General features: G+C 66.9%; 19 protein-coding genes. 12 read left to right on the top strand and 7 right to left on the bottom strand.

Annotated elements, in window-relative coordinates:
• Genes C6A82_RS16200 through C6A82_RS16210 form a run of 3 tightly spaced genes read left to right on the top strand, consistent with a single transcriptional unit; the run spans nucleotide 1 to nucleotide 2281 of the window.
• The gene (locus C6A82_RS16200; RefSeq protein ID WP_105345237.1) at nucleotides 1-522 is read left to right on the top strand and encodes a bifunctional adenosylcobinamide kinase/adenosylcobinamide-phosphate guanylyltransferase; all 522 of its coding nucleotides are present in this window, start codon (nucleotides 1-3) and stop codon (nucleotides 520-522) included.
• Nucleotides 519-1559 carry a nicotinate-nucleotide--dimethylbenzimidazole phosphoribosyltransferase gene (gene cobT / locus C6A82_RS16205; RefSeq protein WP_105345239.1) on the top strand — a complete coding sequence of 347 codons (1041 nt, stop codon included), beginning with the start codon at nucleotides 519-521 and terminating at the stop codon, nucleotides 1557-1559. Before C6A82_RS16200 ends, cobT begins: the two co-directional genes overlap by 4 nt.
• Nucleotides 1556-2281, top strand: a complete 726-nt coding sequence (locus C6A82_RS16210; RefSeq protein ID WP_105345241.1) for an adenosylcobinamide-GDP ribazoletransferase — start codon at nucleotides 1556-1558, stop codon at nucleotides 2279-2281. Before cobT ends, C6A82_RS16210 begins: the two co-directional genes overlap by 4 nt.
• A gap of 95 nt (nucleotides 2282-2376) precedes the next feature.
• Here C6A82_RS16210 and C6A82_RS16215 read toward each other — a convergent pair whose 3' ends face one another.
• Both C6A82_RS16215 and gcvT read right to left on the bottom strand, forming a co-directional pair.
• Entirely contained in the window at nucleotides 2377-3480 is a 1104-nt protein-coding gene (locus C6A82_RS16215) for a branched-chain amino acid aminotransferase (RefSeq protein ID WP_105345243.1), read from the bottom strand.
• A 22-nt stretch (nucleotides 3481-3502) separates the two neighbouring features.
• Nucleotides 3503-4597, bottom strand: coding sequence for a glycine cleavage system aminomethyltransferase GcvT (gene gcvT, locus C6A82_RS16220; protein ID WP_105345256.1), 1095 nt, complete (start codon nucleotides 4595-4597; stop codon nucleotides 3503-3505).
• Nucleotides 4598-4643: 46 nt separating this feature from the next.
• Here gcvT and C6A82_RS16225 point away from each other — a divergent pair, with 46 nt between their 5' ends.
• From C6A82_RS16225 to C6A82_RS16235, 3 genes are read left to right on the top strand one after another with little or no spacing between them, the layout of a single operon-like run.
• The gene (locus tag C6A82_RS16225; protein WP_105345244.1) at nucleotides 4644-5732 is read left to right on the top strand and encodes an adenylate/guanylate cyclase domain-containing protein; all 1089 of its coding nucleotides are present in this window, start codon (nucleotides 4644-4646) and stop codon (nucleotides 5730-5732) included.
• The gene (locus C6A82_RS16230) at nucleotides 5732-6817 is read left to right on the top strand and encodes an adenylate/guanylate cyclase domain-containing protein (protein WP_105345246.1); all 1086 of its coding nucleotides are present in this window, start codon (nucleotides 5732-5734) and stop codon (nucleotides 6815-6817) included. Before C6A82_RS16225 ends, C6A82_RS16230 begins: the two co-directional genes overlap by 1 nt.
• A gap of 18 nt (nucleotides 6818-6835) precedes the next feature.
• Nucleotides 6836-8386 carry a leucyl aminopeptidase gene (locus tag C6A82_RS16235; protein WP_105345248.1) on the top strand — a complete coding sequence of 517 codons (1551 nt, stop codon included), beginning with the start codon at nucleotides 6836-6838 and terminating at the stop codon, nucleotides 8384-8386.
• A gap of 46 nt (nucleotides 8387-8432) precedes the next feature.
• On the opposite strand, the gene C6A82_RS16240 is transcribed toward C6A82_RS16235, so the two are convergent.
• The gene (locus C6A82_RS16240; protein ID WP_105345250.1) at nucleotides 8433-10196 is read right to left on the bottom strand and encodes an SDR family oxidoreductase; all 1764 of its coding nucleotides are present in this window, start codon (nucleotides 10194-10196) and stop codon (nucleotides 8433-8435) included.
• A 10-nt stretch (nucleotides 10197-10206) separates the two neighbouring features.
• On the bottom strand, nucleotides 10207-10560 hold the full coding sequence (locus C6A82_RS16245) for an oxidoreductase (protein ID WP_105345257.1): 354 nt from the start codon (nucleotides 10558-10560) through the stop codon (nucleotides 10207-10209).
• A gap of 156 nt (nucleotides 10561-10716) precedes the next feature.
• Between C6A82_RS16245 and sucB the strand changes: the two genes are divergently transcribed.
• From sucB to C6A82_RS16270, 5 genes are read left to right on the top strand one after another with little or no spacing between them, the layout of a single operon-like run.
• Complete coding sequence (gene sucB, locus C6A82_RS16250; protein ID WP_311101383.1) at nucleotides 10717-12615, top strand: 2-oxoglutarate dehydrogenase, E2 component, dihydrolipoamide succinyltransferase; 1899 nt, start codon at nucleotides 10717-10719, stop codon at nucleotides 12613-12615.
• Nucleotides 12616-12621: 6 nt separating this feature from the next.
• Complete coding sequence (locus C6A82_RS16255; protein ID WP_105346330.1) at nucleotides 12622-13524, top strand: TIGR01777 family oxidoreductase; 903 nt, start codon at nucleotides 12622-12624, stop codon at nucleotides 13522-13524.
• Nucleotides 13518-14201, top strand: coding sequence for a lipoyl(octanoyl) transferase LipB (gene lipB, locus C6A82_RS16260; protein WP_199193822.1), 684 nt, complete (start codon nucleotides 13518-13520; stop codon nucleotides 14199-14201). Before C6A82_RS16255 ends, lipB begins: the two co-directional genes overlap by 7 nt.
• Complete coding sequence (lipA, locus tag C6A82_RS16265; RefSeq protein WP_105346335.1) at nucleotides 14198-15139, top strand: lipoyl synthase; 942 nt, start codon at nucleotides 14198-14200, stop codon at nucleotides 15137-15139. Before lipB ends, lipA begins: the two co-directional genes overlap by 4 nt.
• Before the next feature lie 4 nt (nucleotides 15140-15143).
• Nucleotides 15144-15896 carry a DUF4191 domain-containing protein gene (locus tag C6A82_RS16270; RefSeq protein WP_105346336.1) on the top strand — a complete coding sequence of 251 codons (753 nt, stop codon included), beginning with the start codon at nucleotides 15144-15146 and terminating at the stop codon, nucleotides 15894-15896.
• An 82-nt stretch (nucleotides 15897-15978) separates the two neighbouring features.
• On the opposite strand, the gene C6A82_RS16275 is transcribed toward C6A82_RS16270, so the two are convergent.
• The gene (locus C6A82_RS16275; protein ID WP_105346338.1) at nucleotides 15979-16455 is read right to left on the bottom strand and encodes an RDD family protein; all 477 of its coding nucleotides are present in this window, start codon (nucleotides 16453-16455) and stop codon (nucleotides 15979-15981) included.
• 119 nt (nucleotides 16456-16574) lie between these two features.
• Between C6A82_RS16275 and glnA the strand changes: the two genes are divergently transcribed.
• The gene (glnA, locus tag C6A82_RS16280) at nucleotides 16575-18011 is read left to right on the top strand and encodes a type I glutamate--ammonia ligase (RefSeq protein WP_105346340.1); all 1437 of its coding nucleotides are present in this window, start codon (nucleotides 16575-16577) and stop codon (nucleotides 18009-18011) included.
• A gap of 203 nt (nucleotides 18012-18214) precedes the next feature.
• Here glnA and C6A82_RS16285 read toward each other — a convergent pair whose 3' ends face one another.
• Both C6A82_RS16285 and C6A82_RS16290 read right to left on the bottom strand, forming a co-directional pair.
• Nucleotides 18215-18496, bottom strand: a complete 282-nt coding sequence (locus C6A82_RS16285) for a hypothetical protein (protein WP_105346341.1) — start codon at nucleotides 18494-18496, stop codon at nucleotides 18215-18217.
• Between the two features lie 336 nt (nucleotides 18497-18832).
• A complete protein-coding gene (locus C6A82_RS16290; protein WP_105346343.1) occupies nucleotides 18833-19114 on the bottom strand; it encodes a hypothetical protein in 282 nt (93 codons plus the stop codon).
• Between the last annotated feature and the right edge of the window lie 252 nt (nucleotides 19115-19366).

Raw genomic sequence — 19366 nt, forward strand, 5'->3', positions numbered from 1 at the left:
GTGCGCGTTCTGGTGCTCGGCGGTATCCGGTCGGGCAAGTCCGAATGGGCCGAGTCGGTCGTCGGGCGAGCCGGGGATCCCGTTCGTTACCTGGCCACCGGGCCCGTCGCCGACGACGACGCCTGGGCGGCGCGGGTCTCATTCCACCGCGCTCGTCGCCCGCAGAACTGGTCGACGGTCGAAACGTGCGATGTCGCAAGCGAATTGCGGTCTGACGATGTCGGCCCCACCCTCGTCGACGATGTGGGCGGCTGGCTCACCGCGGCGCTGGACCGGGCCAGAGCATGGACCGGCGGATCCGCCCGCGCGGACATCGACGATTTTGTCGACGCCGTCGCCGGATACCCGTCGGATCTGGTGCTCGTCAGTCCGGAGGTCGGTCTGACCGTCGTGCCCGAGACGGAGGCGGGCCGCCGCTTCGCCGACGAACTCGGCGCGTTGAACCAGCGACTCGCCGCGGTGTGCGACCGCGTCGTGCTGGTGGTCGCGGGACAGCCGGTAACGGTGAAGGAGCTTGCGTGATCGATATCCCGCCGATCGAGCCACCCGACGAGGACGTCGCGGCGAAGGCCAGAGCCAGGCAGGACACGCTGACCAAGCCGGCAGGCTCGCTGGGGCGACTCGAGGAGCTGTCGGTCTGGGTGGCGGCCTGTCAGGGCGTGTGCCCGCCCAACCAGTTCCAGCGGGCGCGGGTGGTGGTGTTCGCAGGCGATCACGGCGTCACGTCGGCGGGCGTATCGGCGTTCCCTGCAGAGGTTACGGCGCAGATGGTCGCCAACTTCGACGCAGGCGGGGCCGCGATCAACGTGTTGGCCGAGGCGGCGGGCGCGACCGTACGCGTCGCCGATATCGCGGTCGACGTCGACGAACCGCAGTCCGCTTCGATCGGCCTGCACAAGGTCCGAAGGAGCAGCGGCAACATCGCCGTCGAGGACGCGCTGACGGCAGACGAAACCCACGCCGCCGTCGAAGCGGGCCGCCGGATCGCCGACGAGGAGGTCGACGCGGCAGCGGACCTGCTGATCGCAGGCGATATGGGAATCGGAAACACCACGGCTGCAACAGCTTTGATCGCTGCTCTGACGGGGACCGAGCCGGTCGCGATCGTCGGACGCGGCACCGGTATCGACGACGCGGGCTGGTCGCGCAAGGTCGCCGCGGTGCGTGACGCGCTCTATCGTGCTCGCGGCATGACCGCGGACCCGCTGGCGCTTCTTCGGGTGTGCGGCGGCGCGGATCTGGCCGCGATGGCGGGTTTCCTTGCGCAAGCGGCGGTGCGCCGGACCCCCGTGTTGCTCGACGGTGTGGTGGTGGCGTCCGCTGCACTGGTCGCCGAAGTACTCGCCCCAGGCGCGCGGCAGTGGTGGCGTGCGGGCCACCGGTCCACCGAACCGGCGCACGCGCTTGCGTTGGAGAAGTTGGAGCTCCAACCGATCCTCGACCTGTCGATGCGGCTCGGCGAAGGGACGGGAGCGGCGGTCGCGTTGCCCGTGGTACGGGCCGCTGTGGCCACGCTGGGGTCGATGGCGACTTTCGACGAGGCGAGCGTCTCTTCGTGATCCGTTCGGTCACAGGGGCTTTCGCCTTTGCCACCGTCCTGCCGATACGGGCGGGGTCCGGCGTCGGCCGCGGAGTCATGGCGGCTCTGCCGGTTGTCGGCTTCGCGCTCGGGGGACTTGCCGCCGGAGTCGTGTGGGTGGCCTCGCTAGCCTTCGCGCACGGTCATCCGCTGACGGGCGTGCTCGCGGTGGCGACGCTGCTGCTCGCGACAAGGGGGCTGCACATCGACGGCCTGGCCGACACCGTTGACGGTCTCGGCTGTTACGGCCCACCGGAGCGGGCGCTTCAGGTGATGCGCGACGGGACGGCAGGCCCGTTCGGGGTCGCGGCCGTCGCGGTGGTGATCCTGGTGCAGGGTTTGGCCTTCGCCGAGTTGAGCGCGGTCGCGCTGATCGTGGCGGTGACCGCGGGCCGGGTCGCCGCCGTCGCGGCCTGCCGGAAGTCGGTGCCGTCGGCTCGGGGCAGCACGCTGGGGTCGATGGTCGCGGGCAGTCAGCCGTCGGCGGTGGTCGCGGTCTGGGTGGTCGCGGTCGCCGCGCTGGCGTTGGGTGCGGGGCCGCGCCTGTGGCAGGGTCCTGCCGCGGTGCTGGTGGCGCTGGCGTGCACCGCCGTGCTGGTGGCGCATTGCGTACGACGCTTCGGCGGGATCACCGGCGACGTGCTCGGCGCCGTCATCGAGGTGACGACGACGCTGGCCGCGGTCGGCCTGGCGATCGGCTGACCCCACCCCCTTACGCCCAAACCGACATTTGGGCGCAGAAGTGCGAGTAGCGGCCGCCATTTCGTCGATCTCGGCGCAGCGCGTTTCGCGTGCGTTCAGGAAAGTCGCGACATCCAGCCGTGAGTGTCGGCGAACGTGCCGCGCTGAATCCCGGTCAGCGTGTCGCGCAGCGCCATGGTGATCTCACCGGGTTCGCCGTCGGCGATGGTGAATTCGCCCTCGCCGTGCTTGACATGCGAGACCGGCGTGATCACCGCGGCGGTGCCGCACGCGAACACCTCGGTGATCTCACCCGCACCCGCCTTCTTCTGCCACTCGTCGACGTCGATCTTACGTTCTTCGACCGCGAATCCGGCATCAGTTGCCAACTGCAGCAACGAATCCCGAGTGATGCCTGGCAGCAGCGAGCCACTGAGCTCGGGTGTGACAAGGCGAGCCGACCCCCCGCTGCCGAACACGAAGAACAGGTTCATGCCACCCATCTCTTCGACATAGCGGCGTTCGATGGCGTCCAGCCACACCACCTGGTCGCACCCGTTGTCGGCGGCTTCGGCCTGCGCGAGAAGCGATGCGGCGTAGTTGCCGCCGAACTTCGCGGCGCCGGTGCCGCCGGGTGAGGCGCGTACGTACTCGTGTGACAGCCACACGCTGACGGGTTTGATGCCGCGCGGGAAATACGCCCCGGCGGGCGAGCCGATCACCATGTAGCGGTATTCGGATGCGGGCCGCACACCGAGTCCGGGCTCGGAGGCGAAGATGAAGGGCCGCAGGTAAAGCGACTCCTCGCCGCCTGCGGCAGGCACCCACTGCCCGTCGACGGCGATCAGCTGCCGCAGCGAGTCGATGAACACGTCTTCGGGCAACTCCGGGATGGCAAGCCTGCGGGCCGACGAACGCAGCCGCGCGGCGTTGGCCTCGGCGCGGAACGACACGATCGTTCCGTCGGCCCAGCGGTAGGCCTTCAACCCCTCGAACACTTCCTGCGCGTAGTGCAGAACAATCGCCGACGGGTCGAGCTCGATGGGCCCGTACGGGACGACGCGCGCGTTGTGCCAACCCTTGCCGTCCACGTAGTCCACCGAGACCATGTGGTCGGTGTGATAGCGGCCGAACCCCGGATTCGCCAGGATTTCGGCGCGTACCTCGTCGCTCGCCGGGTTCGCGTTGCGATCGACGGTGAACTCGAGGCGGCCAGTCATGGGGCGATTGTATATCCGTCCGCTACCGGGTTTTTGCCTCGATGAACGGTGGTTTGACGACCTCGCATTCGACGGGCCTGCCGCGAACATCGACGGCGACCCGTTGTCCATCGGCGATGTTGCGGTCGGTGTCGAGCAGCGCCAGCGCGATACCGACTTTCAAACTCGGAGAGAAGGTTCCCGACGTCGTCACCCCGATCGGGGTGGAGCCGTCGAGCACCGTCAGATCCGGTCGCAGTACGCCCCTGCCCACGGCGCGGAGGCCGCGCAGAAGTCGTTTCGGCCCGGCCTCCTTCTCGGCGAGCAGCGCCTCGCGGCCCCAGAAGGCGGCCTTCTTCCAGCCGATCGCCCAGCCGCAGCGGGCCTGCAACGGGGAGATCTCGCGCGACAGCTCGTGTCCGTGCAGCGGATAGCCCATTTCGGTGCGCAGCGTGTCACGGGCGCCCAGCCCGGCCAGCTGGCCGCCTGCGGCGGAGACGGCGTCGACGAGCGCGTCGAACACCACCGGCGCGTCGTCCCACGCGGGCAGCAGTTCGTAGCCCTGCTCGCCGGTGTAGCCGGTGCGGCACACCCGCACCTCGGCACCGCTGAAGTCGGCATCGGCGTAGCCCATGTAGTCCATATCGGTCGGCAGCCCCAATGAGCCGACGACGTCGGTCGACTTGGGCCCCTGCACTGCGAGCACCGCGCGCGACCGGTGCTCGTCGGTGATGGTCAACCCGTCAGGAGCCCCGCCTTGCAGCGCGGCGACGACGTCGGCCGTGTTGGCGGCGTTCGGGACCAGAAAGATCTCGTCCTCGGAGACGTAGTACGCAATCAGATCGTCGATCACGCCGCCCGATTCGGTGCAGCACAAAGTGTATTGCGCCTTGCCCGACCCGATCCTGGAGAGGTCGTTGGTGAGGGTGGAGTTGACGTACTCGGCGGCGCCCTGGCCACGGACCGACGCCTTGCCGAGGTGGCTGACATCGAAGAGGCCGACGGTGGATCGGGTTGCCGTGTGCTCGCCGACCGTACCTTGGTAGCAGACCGGCATCAGCCAGCCGGAGAACTCGGCGAAGCTGGCATCGAGCTGACGGTGCCGGTCTTCGAGGGGGCCGTGCTGGATTTCGGTCACGCCGAACCACACTAATGGTGGCGTTCCTGCTGGCAGACTCCGGTGGGTGGCCGATTTCGATGCCCTCGAGACCGCCGGAATCGCCAACGCGCGCGAACGCGCCGCGCTGATCGAATACCTCGACGGCCTGGGCTTCACGGCCGAGGAGATGGTGGCGGCCGAGCGTCGCGGCCGGCTGTTCGGCCTCGCTGGTGATGCCGTCAGAAGTAGCGGACGACCGGTATACAGCCTGCGGACCGCCGCCGAGGTCCTGGGGCAGTCCGTTGAGCAGGTCGAACACTCGTGGGCGCTGCTCGGTCTGACCATCGCAAGTCCCGACCACATCGTGTTGAGCCAACGCGACGTCGATGCCCTGGAGACCTGCGCCCTGATGAGTGAGCGGATGGGCGCCGACAGGGTCGAAGGACTCCTCCGCTTCATGGGTGCCGCGATGAGCCGTTTGGCGGAGGCGGAGACCACCGTGCTCCGCAGTTCCGCGCCCGATTTCTGGATAACTCGCAGCCACGACGAGTTGACGACCGCGCGCACGTGGCGAGCGCTCGCCGAACTGATACCAAGAGCCGGGTCGCTGCTCGACGTCATCCACCGCCACCATCTGACCCGCCCGAATCTCTTCGAGAACGTGACCGACGATCCGTCTTCGAACGTGACATGTGGTGTCGGCTTCGCTGATCTGTCTGGATTCACCGCCCTGACACACGTACTCACACCAGTCGAACTGTCGGCTCTGCTGAACGGCTTCAGCGCCACGGCCACCGACGTGATACGCCGCGAAAAGGGGCGGGTGGTGAAGTTCATCGGCGACGCCGTGATGTGGGTCAGCTCGACGCCACAGCAGCTGGTCGATACCGCAGGCGGCATCATCGGCGACCAACGCACGCTCGACGCCGGGCTGCGGGTTCGGGCTGGGCTGAGTTTCGGCCAGGTCCTCGCCATCAACGGCGACTACTTCGGGGAGGCGGTGAACCTGGCCGCACGGTTGGTCGCGGCCGCGCTGCCAGGGCAGATCCTCGTCGCATCGGAGGTCCGCGAGGCCCTGCCTGATCGCGCTGCCGATCCGCAAGATCCTTTGACGCTCAAGGGTTTCGACGAGCCTGTCTCTGCGTTCGATATGTCCGCCTGCGGCGGTGCATAATGGTCGATTTCGATGCCCTCGAAGCCGCCGGAATCGCCAACGCGCGCGAACGCGCCGCGCTGATCGAATACCTCGACGGCCTGGGCTTCACGGCGGAGGAGATGGTGGCGGCCGAGCGTCACGGCCGGCTGTTCGGCCTCGCCGGTGATGCGCTGCAGAGAACGGGCAAGCCGATCTACACCCTCCGCCGTGCCGCCGACGAGCTGGGCGTCTCCGTCCCCGCACTGGTCCAGGCGTGGTCTGCTCTCGGGCTGAACGTCGCGGATGCCGACCAACCGGTTTTCAGCCAGGTCGACCTCGACGGCTTGGCTGCCTGGGTGGCACTACGGGCGGCCGTCGGCGAGGACGCCACCATGACGTTGCTGAGGGTTCTCGGCGCGTCGATGGCCCGGCTCGCCGAAGCCGGGTCGACGGCGATCCGGCTCGGGCTACCCGACATCCAGATGGAGCACAGCCGAGACGAGCTCAAAACCGCCATCGCCTATCAAGCCGTCGGCGAGTTCATTCCTCGCCTCGCGGTACTCATCGGGGCAGTGTTCCGCCATCACACGATCAGCGCCCGCACCTACTTCGAAGGCGTCGTTCGCGACGCCACCGCGAGCGTCATCTGCGGCGTCGGATTCGCGGATCTGACGGGTTTCACGTCGTTGACGCAGCGGCTCACGCCGACCGAACTGTCTCAGCTCCTCGTGGAGTTCGCGGCCGCGGTCAGCGACGTGGTGCTCGCCGACGGCGGGCGGATCGTCAAGTTCATCGGTGATGAGGTGATGTGGGTAAGTTCGACCCCCGAACAGCTCGCAAAAGTAGCGCTCGACCTCGTCGAACACCCGCAGGCACGCGAGGCCGAGTTGAAGGTTCGGGCCGGCCTCGGGTACGGGCGGGTGCTGGCCATTGCAGGCGATTACTTCGGCACCGCGGTCAACCTCGCCGCCCGCCTGGTCGGCGCTGCCGCGCCGGGGCAGATTCTGGCATCGTCCGACGTACGCGACGAGCTGCCCGGCTGGGCCGCGATTCGACAGGAACCATTGCTGCTCAAGGGGTTCGACACCCCGGTCACGGCCTACGACCTGCACCTGTCCCGTTGACCGATAGGCTCGACGCTCGTGAGCCCCACACATACCGGTTATCAGGCCCCCGCCGTCACCGTCAGCTCGTCGCTTCCCAAGCGCAAAGCCGATAAGGCGGTGCTGATCGTGCCCGTGGTCAGCGGAAGTGACGACGACGCGAAAGCGACCGTCCTCGCCACCCCGTTTTTGGACGCCAAAGCCGTCGGCGAGATCGAGGTGGCCCTCGAGTCGCTGAGCGCCAAGGGCGGCTCCGAGCAGGTGACCAGGGTGGTCGCACCCTCCCTGCCGGTCGGCAGCGTGCTGGCGGTAGGCCTCGGCAAGACCCGCGAAGACTGGCCTTCAGACGTGATCCGGCGCGCCGCGGGCGTGGCTGGCCGCTCGCTGAACGGCACCGAGGCGGTCATCACCACGCTGTCGGACATCGATCTGGAGGCCGCGATCGAGGGGTTGATCCTCGGCGCATACCGGTTCAGCGAATTCCGCAGCGACAAGACCGCGCCGAAGGACAAGGGCCTGCGCGAGATCACCGCTTTGACGGCCGACACCAAGGCCAGAACGAAGACGCAGGCAGCGCGGGCCACCGATATCGCGACGGCCGTGGCCACGGCACGCGATTTCGTCAACACTCCCCCGTCGCATCTCTTCCCCGACGAATTCGCCAAGCGCGCAAGGGCTTTGGGCGAGGCTGCCGGCCTAGATGTCGAGGTGCTCGACGACAAGGCGCTGGCGAAGGCCGGCTACGGCGGCGTGATCGGCGTCGGCAAGGGGTCTTCGCGCCCGCCACGTCTGGTTCGGTTGTCCCACAAGGGCGCCAAGCGTTCGCGCACGCGAGGAGCACGAAAACATTCAGCCAAGCGCGTCGCGCTGGTCGGCAAGGGCATCACATTCGACACCGGCGGCATCTCGATCAAGCCCGCGGCCAACATGCATCACATGACGTCGGACATGGGCGGCGCGGCGGCCGTCATCGCGACGGTGGTGCTGGCCGCAAAGCAGAACCTGCCGATCGACGTGATCGCCACCGTGCCGATGGCGGAGAACATGCCGTCGGCGACAGCCCAGCGACCCGGCGACGTGCTGACCCAGTACGGCGGAATCACCGTCGAGGTGCTCAACACCGACGCCGAGGGCCGGTTGATCCTCGCCGACGCGATCGTGCGGGCATGCGAGGACGATCCCGACTACCTGATCGAGACGTCGACGCTGACCGGCGCGCAGACCGTCGCGCTCGGCGCCCGCACACCTGGCGTGATGGGATCCGACGAGTTCCGTGACCGGGTCGCGAGGCTGTCGCAGGAGGTCGGCGAGAACGGCTGGCCCATGCCACTTCCCGAGGAACTCAAGGACGATTTGAAGTCGACGGTCGCCGATCTGGCCAACGTCAGCGGGTCCCGGTATGCGGGCATGCTCGTCGCGGGCACCTATTTGCGTGAGTTCGTCGCCGACGGAGTGTCCTGGGCTCACATCGACATCGCCGCGCCCGCCTACAACACCGGCGGCCCTTGGGGTTACAACGGCAAGGGCGGCACCGGCGTGCCGACCCGCACAATGTTCGCGGTGCTCGAAGATATAGCCGCGAGCGGCTGATTCAGGCATAGCCGCGAGCGGCTGATCCGGGCATAGCCGCGAGCGGCTAGACGAGCTTCTTACGGGCCGTGCTCCGCATGACCTGCGGAGCGATCCGCGACGTGCCGTAGAGCAGGTACGCCTCAGGGGTGATCGGCCGGATCGGCTTGTTCTTCCTCACCGCGGTGACGATCGCCTTGGCGGCCTTGTCCGGACCGTGGCGCCGCAGCCGGAACGACCTCTGCAACTGTTCTCGTCGTTTCTCGACACTCTCGTCTGACCGGCCGGGCACGTCGAACCGGGTGTTGGTCAGGATGTTGGTGTCGGTGGTGCCCGGACAGATCGTGGTCAGCCCGACGCCCGCGTCGTCGAGTTCCGCGCGCAGACAGTCGGAGAACATGTAGACCGCCGCCTTGGACGTGCAGTAGGCGTTGAGCGTCTTCGACGGCGAGTAGGCGGCCATCGAAGCGACGTTGACGATGTGGCCACCCGTGCCGCGCTCGACGAGGCGCCTGCCGAATGCCCTGCAACCGTTGACGACACCGCCGAGATTGATGTCGAGAACGCGCTCCCACTGGTCGGCTGGCGTGTCGAGGAACTCCCCCGCCTGGCCGACGCCCGCGTTGTTCACGACGATGTCGGGCACGCCGTGTTCGGCGCACACCTGTTCGGCGAACCGCTCGACGGCTTCGGCGTCGGACACATCGAGCACATACGGGTGCGCGATGCCGCCGCGCTCGACGATGTGCGCCGCGGTCTCCTTGGCGGTGGCCTCGTCGATGTCGCTCACGATCAGTTCGGCGCCGTCGCGGGCGAACGCCAGGGCCGTCTCCCTGCCGATGCCGCTGCCGGCTCCGGTGACCGACACCAGCGTGTCGCCGAAGGCCGCGCGCTTGCGGCCGACCTCCGCTCGCAGCAGCGCCCGGCTCGCGGGCCTGCCTTCGAGATGGTCGACCAGTTCGCCGACGGCGGCGGCCAGCACCTGCGGATGCGACATCGGCGACCAGTGGCCGGCGTTGATGTCGCGACGCCACAGCCGCGGCACCCAGCGCGACAGGTCGTCGAACCCATGCGGCCGCACCACCGGGTCCTTCGCCGCGACCACCAACTGCACCGGCACGCTGACGTAGCGGTCGGCGGAGAACGTGGTCGGTGGCGCAACCGCGAGCGAGCGGTAGATCTTCAGGGAGTTGACGAGGTCGACGGCGGCGGTGTCACTGCGGAAGCGCTGTCCTGCGGGGACACGGTCGGTGAGCAGCTTGTTGTCGCGCACGCGCATCAGGCCCCTGAACACCGCGGGCGCGAGCACCGGCGCCGCGAACGGGTACCAGTACGTCAGCCGCAGAAGCCGGTCTATCGCCCGGGCGAACTGGACGGGACGGTATGGCCGCTTGAGGCTGTCGAAGATATAGCCGCCGTAGTGGGAGATGCCGGGACCCGACGCCGAGGTGAACGACGCCACCCGCTCGGCTGCCCCCGGCCTGCTCAGGTATTCCCAGGCCGAGACCGAACCCCAGTCGTGGCCGAGCAGATGAACGGGTTCGCCGGGGCTCGTGGCGGCGATCACCGCGCCGAGATCGTCGGCGAGCTTGGAGATCGTGTACGCCGAAATCGGTTTGGGCACTGACGATTTGCCGACACCGCGATTGTCGTACCGGACGATGCGGAATCGGTCGGCGAGCCGCGGGACCACGCCGTCCCACAGCACGTGCGAGTCGGGCCAGCCGTGCGCCATCACCAGCGTCGGCCCGTCAGGGTTGCCCTGCTCGTACACGGCGATGCGGACACCGTCGGCGCTGTCGACGAATCGTTCGGCGATCGTGTCCCCCACGACCAGTACCCTAACTGTCTTCCAGCTCCCGTCGGGCAGCGCGTTCGCGTTCGATGCGGCGCTTCGCGTCGTAATCGCGCATGCGCTGCGGGTAGCCGACTTTCTGCACGTCGTAGACCGGGATCTTGAGCCGGTCGGCCAGCCGTTTGGCGCCGGCATCGCCGCCCGCGCGCCGCCGCGTCCATTCACCGTCGCCGGCCACCAGCACCGCCGTCACGTCGGTGACGGTGGTCTTCGGCTCGATGAATGCCTCGACTCCGCTGCGTTCGGTGACCCACTGCCGCATGTAGGCCAGATCGGCCGCGGGATCGTTGCCGCTCCCACGCGCTGAGCGGCCGCGCCGAAGCCTGCCCAACAGTCCCAAGTGCGTGCCGCCTTCCGGAGCTCCCGCGCTCCACCTCTTTCGATAGTGCCAGAGCAAAAGCTCGTCAGGTCTGGGGCGAGCGGTCGGGCTCGACATGACAGGATGGGAACCGGCATTGAATCCGTGACGACCAACCGTTCGAGGGAGTCAACAGACATGGCAACTTCCGTCGAGATGCCGGCACTCGGTGAGAGCGTCACCGAGGGGACGGTCACCCGCTGGCTCAAGCAAGAGGGTGACACGGTGGAGATGGATGAGCCGCTGCTCGAGGTGTCCACTGACAAGGTCGACACCGAGATCCCGTCCCCGGCCGCGGGCGTGCTGAAGAAGATCGTCGCCCAGGAGGACGACACGGTCGAGGTCGGCGGCGAGCTGGCGGTGATCGGCGACGCGGACGAAGACTCCGGTGGCGACGACTCCGGTGGCGAAGATTCCGGCGGCGGCGAGGACTCGAAGTCCGAGGAGCCTGCCGAAAAGCCTGCCGAGGAGGAGAAGCCGGCCGAGGAGTCCGACGCGCAGTCCGAGCCGGCCGCGGAGGAGCAAGAGGAACCGGAGCAAGAGGAACCCGAGCCGGAGAAGAAGTCGGAGTCCGAGGAGAAGCCCGCGGCGTCGTCGGGCGGCGGGGAGGGGACCCCGGTGCTGATGCCCGAGCTGGGTGAGTCGGTCACCGAGGGCACGGTCACGCGCTGGCTGAAGAAGGTCGGCGACAGCGTCGAGGTGGACGAGCCGCTGGTTGAGGTGTCCACCGACAAAGTCGATACCGAGATCCCCTCACCGGTGGCCGGCACCTTGGTGAGCATCACCGCCGAGGAGGACGACACCGTCGCCGTCGGTGGCGAGCTCGCCAAGGTCGGCGACGCCGATGCCGCCTCCGCGCAGAAGCCAGAGCCCAAGCCGGAACCCGAAGAAGAGCCCAAAGAGGAGCCGAAGGAAGAGGCCGAGCCGGAACCCGAACCAGAGCCCGAACCGGAGCCGGAGCCGGAACCCGAGCCCAAGAAAGAAGCCAAAGAAGAGCCGAAGGAAGAGGCCAAGCCCGAACCGAAGCCTGAACCGAAACCGGAACCCGAAGCCGAATCGAAGGAGCCGCCGAAAGCCGCTGGCGAACCGTCAGGTGACGGCGCTCCGTATGTGACCCCGCTGGTGCGAAAGTTGGCCAGCGAGAACGACATCGACCTCGGCTCGGTCAAGGGCAGCGGTGTCGGCGGGCGCATTCGAAAGCAGGACGTGCTCGCCGCGGCTGAGGCCAAGAAGGCACCGGCGCAGGAGGCTCCCGCCGAAGCGAAGCCGTCCGCACCGGCGGCGAAAGCCGAACCGGCGGCCGCCTTGGCGCATCTGCGCGGTACCAAGCAGAAGGCCAACCGCATTCGGCAGATCACCGCGAAGAAGACGCGCGAATCTCTGCAGCAGACAGCGCAATTGACGCAGACCCACGAGGTCGACATGACCAAGATCGTGGCGCTGCGCGCGCGGGCTAAGGCCAGCTTCGCCGAACGCGAGGGCGTCAACCTGACGTACCTGCCGTTCATCGCAGTGGCCGTCGTCGACGCGTTGAAGGCCCACCCGAACGTCAACGCCAGCTACAACGAGGAGACCAAGGAGATCACCTACTACGACGCCGAGCATCTCGGCTTCGCGGTGGACACCGAACAGGGACTGCTGTCCCCGGTGATCCACAATGCGGGTGATCTGTCGCTGGCGGGTCTGGCGCGGGCGATCGCCGACATCGCGGCACGGGCCCGGTCGGGCAATCTCAAGCCGGACGAACTGTCCGGTGGCACCTTCACGATCACCAACATCGGGAGCCAGGGTGCGCTGTTCGACACCCCTATCCTGGTGCCGCCGCAGGCGGCGATGCTGGGCACCGGTGCGATCGTCAAGCGCCCCCGTGTGGTCGTCGACGAGAACGGCAACGAGTCGATCGGCGTTCGGTCGGTCAGCTACCTGCCGCTGACCTACGACCACCGACTGGTGGACGGCGCCGACGCGGGCCGCTTCGTGACCACGATCAAGCGGCGACTCGAAGAGGGTGCGTTCGAGGCGGACCTGGGGCTGTAGACACCAGTGGCCACCGTTGCGATCGCGGGGTCGTCGGGACTGATCGGCTCGGCGCTGGTCTATGGGTTGCGGGCGACCGACCATCGGGTAATGCGCATTGTTCGTCGCGCACCGTCGAATTCCGATGAGGTGTTCTGGAATCCGGACACCGGCGAGTTCGATGCGGACGCGCTGCGCGGGGTCGACGCCGCGGTCAACATGTGCGGCGTCAGCGTCGGCGCCAAGCGATGGTCGGGCGCGTTCAAGCAGAGCCTGCGCGACAGCCGGATCGACCCCACCGAGGTGTTGTCGGAGGCCGTGGCCCGGGCCGGCGTCGGTGTGCTCGTCAACGCCAGCGCGGTCGGATACTACGGCGACACCGGCAACCGGATCGCCGACGAGACCGCCCCGCAGGGCCGCGGCTTTCTGGCGCAGTTGTGCAGGGACTGGGAGGCGGCAACGGCTCCCGCCCAGCAGGCCGGTGTTCGGGTCGTGCTGACGCGCACCGGTCTGGTGCTGTCGCCGCACGGCGGGATGCTGAGCCGGCTGCGGCCGCTGTTCTCGCTGGGGCTCGGTGCGCGCCTGGGCAGCGGACGCCAGTACATGCCGTGGATCAGCCTCGAAGACCAGGTCCGCGCCATGCTGTTCGCGATCTTTCACGACGACGTGTCGGGCCCCGTCAACTTCACCGGGCCCGCGCCGGTGACGAACTCCGAGTTCACCAAGGCGATGGGCCGGGTGCTGAACCGGCCGACGCCGATGATGCTGCCGGGGTTCGCGCTGAAGACACTGCTGGGCGAGTTCGCCGAAGAGGGCCTTCTCGGCGGGCAGCGAGCGATCCCGGCGGTGCTCGAACGCGCCGGATACGAGTTCCGCCACAACACGGTTGGCGAGGCGCTGGCCTACACGACGAGTACCGTCGAATCGTGAGCTCGATCCGGTCGGCAACCGCCCCGATCGACGTCCGTCGTCTTGGCACCGTCGACTACTCCGACGCATGGGCGCAGCAGCGCGAACTGGCCGATGCGCGCGTCGCGGGCGGCCCCGACACGCTGCTGCTACTCGAGCACCCTCCGGTGTATACGGCGGGCAGGCGCACACTGCCCAGCGAAAGACCCAGTGCGTCCACCTCCGATATTCCCGTCATCGACACCGACCGCGGCGGCAAGATCACTTGGCACGGCCCCGGCCAGTTGGTCGGCTATCCGATCGTTCGTCTGGCCGAACCGCTCGACGTGGTGAACTTCGTTCGGCGCCTTGAAGAGTCGCTGATCCATGTCTGCGCCGAGCTTGGGCTGGACACCGGTCGTGTGGAGGGCCGTTCGGGGGTGTGGGTCCCCGCGGACGCCACAGGGCCGGCCCGGAAAGTCGGGGCGATCGGGGTCCGGGTGTCGCGGTCGACGACGCTGCACGGTTTCGCGCTGAACTGCGACTGCGAACTGAACGCGTTCTCGTCGATCGTGCCGTGTGGAATCGCCGACGCAGGGGTCACTTCGCTCACGGCGGAACTCGGTCGTCACGTCGGTGTCGACGACGTCATCGACAGGGTGACGACGGCGGTGTGCGACGCGCTCGACGGCCGCCTGCGGGTAGCGTCGACGTCGTGACTGTCGCGCCTGAAGGTAGGAGACTGCTGCGTCTCGAGGTGCGCAACGCCGAGACACCGATCGAGCGCAAGCCGCCGTGGATCAAGACCAGGATGAAGACCGGGCCGGAGTACACGCAGCTGAAGAACCTGGTCCGCCGCGAGGGTCTACACACCGTCTGCGAGGAAGCGGGTTGTCCCAACATCTACGAGTGCTGGGAGGACCGCGAGGCGACGTTTCTGATCGGCGGCGAGCAGTGCACCCGTCGCTGCGACTTCTGCCAGATCGACACCGGCAAGCCGGCTGAGTTGGACCGCGACGAGCCGCGCAGGGTCGCCGAGAGCGTCGCCACCATGGGCCTCCGGTACGCGACCGTAACCGGCGTCGCCCGAGACGACCTGCCCGACGGCGGCGCGTGGCTGTATGCCGAGACGGTGCGCTATATCAAGAAGCTGAACCCGGACACCGGTGTGGAACTGCTGATTCCCGATTTCAACGGTGAACCGGCCTTGCTCGAGCAGGTCTTCGAATCGCGGCCGGAAGTGTTGGCGCACAACGTCGAAACTGTGCCGCGGATCTTCAAGCGGATTCGGCCTGCGTTCCGATACGACCGGAGCTTGGCCGTGATTACCGCCGCGCGGGACTACGGGCTGGTCACCAAGAGCAACTTGATTCTCGGTATGGGCGAGACCACCGACGAGGTGCGCACGGCGCTGACGGATTTGCTCGACGCGGGCTGCGACATCGTCACGATCACCCAGTACCTGCGGCCGTCGGCGCGCCACCATCCGGTCGAGCGGTGGGTTCATCCCGACGAGTTCGTCGAGCATGCGGCGTTCGCGGAGACACTCGGTTTCGCCGGCGTGCTCACCGGACCGCTGGTGCGGTCGTCGTACCGGGCGGGTCGGCTCTACTCCAAGGCAGCGGGCTCGAGGGTTTCGCAGCCACCCGTATCCTGATCTGATGGCGAAGACCCGCAACAAAGCCGAGCAGAAGGCCGCGAAGGCCGAGGCGAAGGCCACTCGTAAAGAGGCATCCAAGCAGCGTCGTGGTCAGCTGTGGCAGGCGTTCAAGATCCAGCGCAAGGAGGACAAGCGCCTTCTGCCGTACATGATCGGCGCGTTCGTGCTGATCGTGGCGGCTTCCGTGGTGGCGGGCGTGTTCGTGGGCGGGTTCACGATGTTCACGCTGATCCCCCTCGGCGTGGTGCTCGGCGCGCTGGTCGCGTTCATCATCTTCGCCCGCAGGGCGCAGAAGTCGGTGTATCGCAAGGCAGAGGGCCAGGCGGGTGCGGCGGCGTGGGCGCTGGAGAATCTGCGAGGAAAGTGGCGGGTGACGCCGGGCGTCGCGGCCACCGGCCATCTGGACGCGGTGCACCGCGTGATCGGTAGGCCGGGGGTGATCTTCGTCGGCGAAGGGTCGGCCGCACGGGTCAAACCGCTACTGGCGCAGGAGAAGAAGCGCACGGCGAGGCTCATCGGCGAGACGCCGATCTATGACTTCGTGATCGGCAACGGCGAGGGCGAGGTCCCGCTGGGCAAGCTGGAACGTCACTTGACGAAGCTGCCTGCGAACATCACCGTCAAGCAGATGGATGCGCTGGAGTCTCGGCTGGCCGCGCTGGGCAGCAAGGTCGGACCGGCGGCAATGCCCAAGGGTCCGATGCCCAACGCAGCGAAGATGCGGGGCATGCAGCGCACGGTGCGCAGGCGCTAGCCTTTCTGCGCCCCTTAACGCCCAAACCGACAATTGGGCGGAAAAGTGCGAGTAACTCGCACCATTTCGTCGATCTCGACGACTAGCGCCGCACCACCGCAGTGTTGGTCAGCCGATCATGGATGCCGCGCAGATCGGTGTCGGTGAACAGCGGCGGCACCACGAGGGCGATCAGCAGCCCACGCGCCAGCGCTCGGCCGAACCCGACGTGCAGACGGTTGTCGACCGGGATGACGATCAGGCCGAGCGCGTACTGACCAGGGGTGAACCCGAACAGCCGGACCGACACCGCGCCGATCACGAGCCAGATGACCAGCACCGCGGTGGACAAGATCTGCAGGCTGATCCACCCGAACGACATGAGCAGGGCGGCCAGCCCGTAAGCGATCAGCCAGTCGACCAAGAGGGCCCCGATGCGCCTGCCCATCCGAGCCAGCGATTTCGGTCCGTCCTGGGGTAGACCCAGGCGCTGACCGGGATAATCATTAGGTCGTTGGTCGGTTGGCCCGGACCCGACGGGCGGCGGACCGGACAGCCAGGAACCGAAGCTGGAGGGCATGGTTTCAGCATAGGTCTGGCGGAATTGCGTAACTTCGGCGCAACATGCGGTTGACTGCCGTGCAACATCGTGTCCATAGCGTCATTCCGCGGGTTAACAAGAAATAAGGAGAGTCTTCAGTGGCAGAAAAGACCGCCGACGACGTCATGAAGCAGATCAAGGACGAGGAAGTCGACTACGTCGACATCCGGTTCTGCGACCTGCCGGGCGTCGTCCAACACTTCTCGATCCCGGCGTCGGCCTTCGACGAGAGCGTGTTCGAGGATGGTTTGGCGTTCGACGGCTCGTCGGTTCGCGGCTTCCAGTCCATCCACGAGTCGGACATGATGCTGCTGCCCGATCCTGTGACGGCGCGCATCGACCCGTTTCGCGAGGCGAAGACGCTCAACCTCAACTTCTTCGTGCACGACCCGTTCACCCGCGAGGCGTACTCGCGCGATCCGCGCAACGTCGCCCGCAAGGCGGAGAACTATCTGGCCAGCACCGGTATCGCCGACACGTGCTTCTTCGGCGCAGAGGCCGAGTTCTACATCTTCGACTCGGTGGCCTTCGACTCGCAGATGAACGGCACGTTCTACGAGATCGACTCTGAGGCCGGCTGGTGGAACACCGGCGAGCCGTTCGAGTCCGACGGCAGCCCGAACCGCGGCTACAAGGTTCGCCCGAAGGGCGGCTACTTCCCCGTCGCGCCGTACGACCACTACGTCGACCTGCGCGACAAGATGTGCACCAACCTGCAGAATGCGGGCTTCACCCTGGAGCGCGGCCACCACGAGGTGGGCACCGCGGGCCAGGCGGAGATCAACTACAAGTTCAATACGCTGCTGCATGCGGCCGACGACCTGGTGCTGTTCAAGTACATCATCAAGAACACCGCGTGGCAGGCGGGCAAGACCGTGACGTTCATGCCCAAGCCACTGTTCGGCGACAACGGCTCGGGCATGCACGCCCACCAGTCGCTTTGGAAGGACGGCAACCCGCTCTTCCACGACGAGTCCGGCTACGCGGGCCTGTCGGACACGGCGCGCCACTACATCGGCGGCATCCTGCACCACGCACCGTCGCTGCTGGCGTTCACCAACCCGACGGTGAACTCCTACAAGCGCCTGGTGCCGGGCTACGAGGCGCCGATCAACCTGGTCTACAGCCAGCGCAACCGATCGGCCTGCGTGCGTATCCCGATCACGGGCAACAACCCGAAGGCCAAACGCCTCGAGTTCCGCTGCCCCGACAGCTCGGGCAACCCGTACCTGGCGTTCGCGGCGATGATGATGGCCGGCCTAGACGGCATCAAGAAGAAGATGGAGCCGCAGGCGCCGGTCGACAAGGACCTCTACGAGCTGCCGCCGGACGAGGCCGCGGGCATTCCGCAGGCGCCGACGTCGCTCTCGGCGGTGATCGACAAGCTCGAAGAGGACCACGAATACCTCACCGAGGGCGGGGTTTTCACCGAGGACCTGATCGAGACCTGGATCTCCTACAAGCGTGAGAACGAGATTCTGCCGATCCAGATCCGACCTCACCCGTACGAGATCGCGCTGTACTACGACGTGTAAGTCCAAGTTCGTCGCTACGAGTCCATCCGCTCGGCAAATCACAGCTCAGACCGCCGAACGGGTGGACTCGTAAGCGTCCGGCCGCAGGTGGCCGTAGGGCGTCGAGAGTCGCTGGCGCAGTGAATCTCCGGCAGCGTGACGACCTTGTCCTGGTCGGCAACGCCGCGCTCGGCCTCGGACCTGCCCACGCCGTTAGCAGTCGGTCAACCCGGGCACACCTCGGACTGGGCCTTGACGTCGATCTGTGCGAGCTGTTGGGGATCTTCCCCGGCCATGAGCTTGCCCATGATGAATTCCTGATATCCCGCCTGGCCGCCGCTGGCGATCGCCGCGCAGATCTCCTCCGGAGTTGTCGCACTGGCCGTCCCGGCACCCAGCAGAGAGCTGATGGTGATGGCGCCGCCCAAGAGGGCGGCTGTGATCGTCTTCTTCACGAGGTGGATCCCCTTCCAGTCGTTTCCTGTCCGCATGTTCTTCGCGGACATGCGCTTAAGCTACACCCCAGCGCATGTGCTAGCTAAGCGTTCGCGAGATTGCTGGGATCGCGCCAATCTTCCCCGCACACCCGATAAGAATCTGACAAAGAGCACGTGTGTAATATGCATCCTTCTTGATTAGAACCCACAGGGCGGCAATCGTATGCTGATTTCACCAACCGGCCAGGCGCGCACTGACAGCACATGGATGTGTTAGCTTGGAGCAGGTGTCGGGAATAGCTGGCATCGGATGGTTGCCCTACGGTTGTCGTGGTCGAGTCGAGACTGCCGAAACCGCAAGTTCATCGCGTTGCAACCACAGCGCAGCGATAATCGAAGCCGCGTCTACTCGCCGATTCGCGTCGCGGTCACCACGTCTTGACCGCTCGCGTCCTTGCCGACGCTAATCTCGAACTTCGTCCCGTCCGGGCCGTTCAGGTAAAGGTGCTGATTGACAGTGAGTGTGTCCCACTCCGTCGAATCGCCGCCGCACGCGGCCAACAGCGACACGGCGAGCACGGCGCCGGTCGCGACGCCGAGCGCGAAGCGCCTCACAGGCAACAGCGCTCGGGTCCGGCGGTGATCCTGTCCCGTCGGCGCGGTTGTCGAATCTCGCTTCTCGGTCATGGCACCGTCCAATCCTGTTCAAGCGGTCATGATCAACTTGAGGTTACGGAGAGCCGGCCATTCGGTTCAGAACTTTTCCTACTCCATCGTCCAAAAACAACCGGGACCTGCCGTATCCATTCGCGGAGCGTCCGCAACGGTGTCGCGTCGTTCGAGCAACGCCAACGGCCGGAACATGATTGAGCTGCAGGTTTATTCAACGCCAACACGGCAAACATCGAGAACGCCGAGGATCCGGTTCGCGTTTACTAC

The organism is Mycobacterium sp. ITM-2016-00318, from assembly GCF_002968285.2.
GTDB lineage: Bacteria > Actinomycetota > Actinomycetes > Mycobacteriales > Mycobacteriaceae > Mycobacterium.

Excerpts from the sequence above, each read along its gene's own strand:
- C6A82_RS16215 (WP_105345243.1), bottom strand. The coding sequence starts at position 3,480 with ATGACTGGCCGCCTCGAGTTCACCGTCGATCGCAACGCGAACCCGGCG.
- C6A82_RS16230 (WP_105345246.1), top strand. The coding sequence starts at position 5,732 with ATGGTCGATTTCGATGCCCTCGAAGCCGCCGGAATCGCCAACGCGCGC.
- sucB (WP_311101383.1), top strand. The coding sequence starts at position 10,717 with ATGGCAACTTCCGTCGAGATGCCGGCACTCGGTGAGAGCGTCACCGAG.
- C6A82_RS16270 (WP_105346336.1), top strand. The coding sequence starts at position 15,144 with ATGGCGAAGACCCGCAACAAAGCCGAGCAGAAGGCCGCGAAGGCCGAG.
- C6A82_RS16275 (WP_105346338.1), bottom strand. The coding sequence starts at position 16,455 with ATGCCCTCCAGCTTCGGTTCCTGGCTGTCCGGTCCGCCGCCCGTCGGG.
- C6A82_RS16285 (WP_105346341.1), bottom strand. The coding sequence starts at position 18,496 with ATGTCCGCGAAGAACATGCGGACAGGAAACGACTGGAAGGGGATCCAC.
- C6A82_RS16290 (WP_105346343.1), bottom strand. The coding sequence starts at position 19,114 with ATGACCGAGAAGCGAGATTCGACAACCGCGCCGACGGGACAGGATCAC.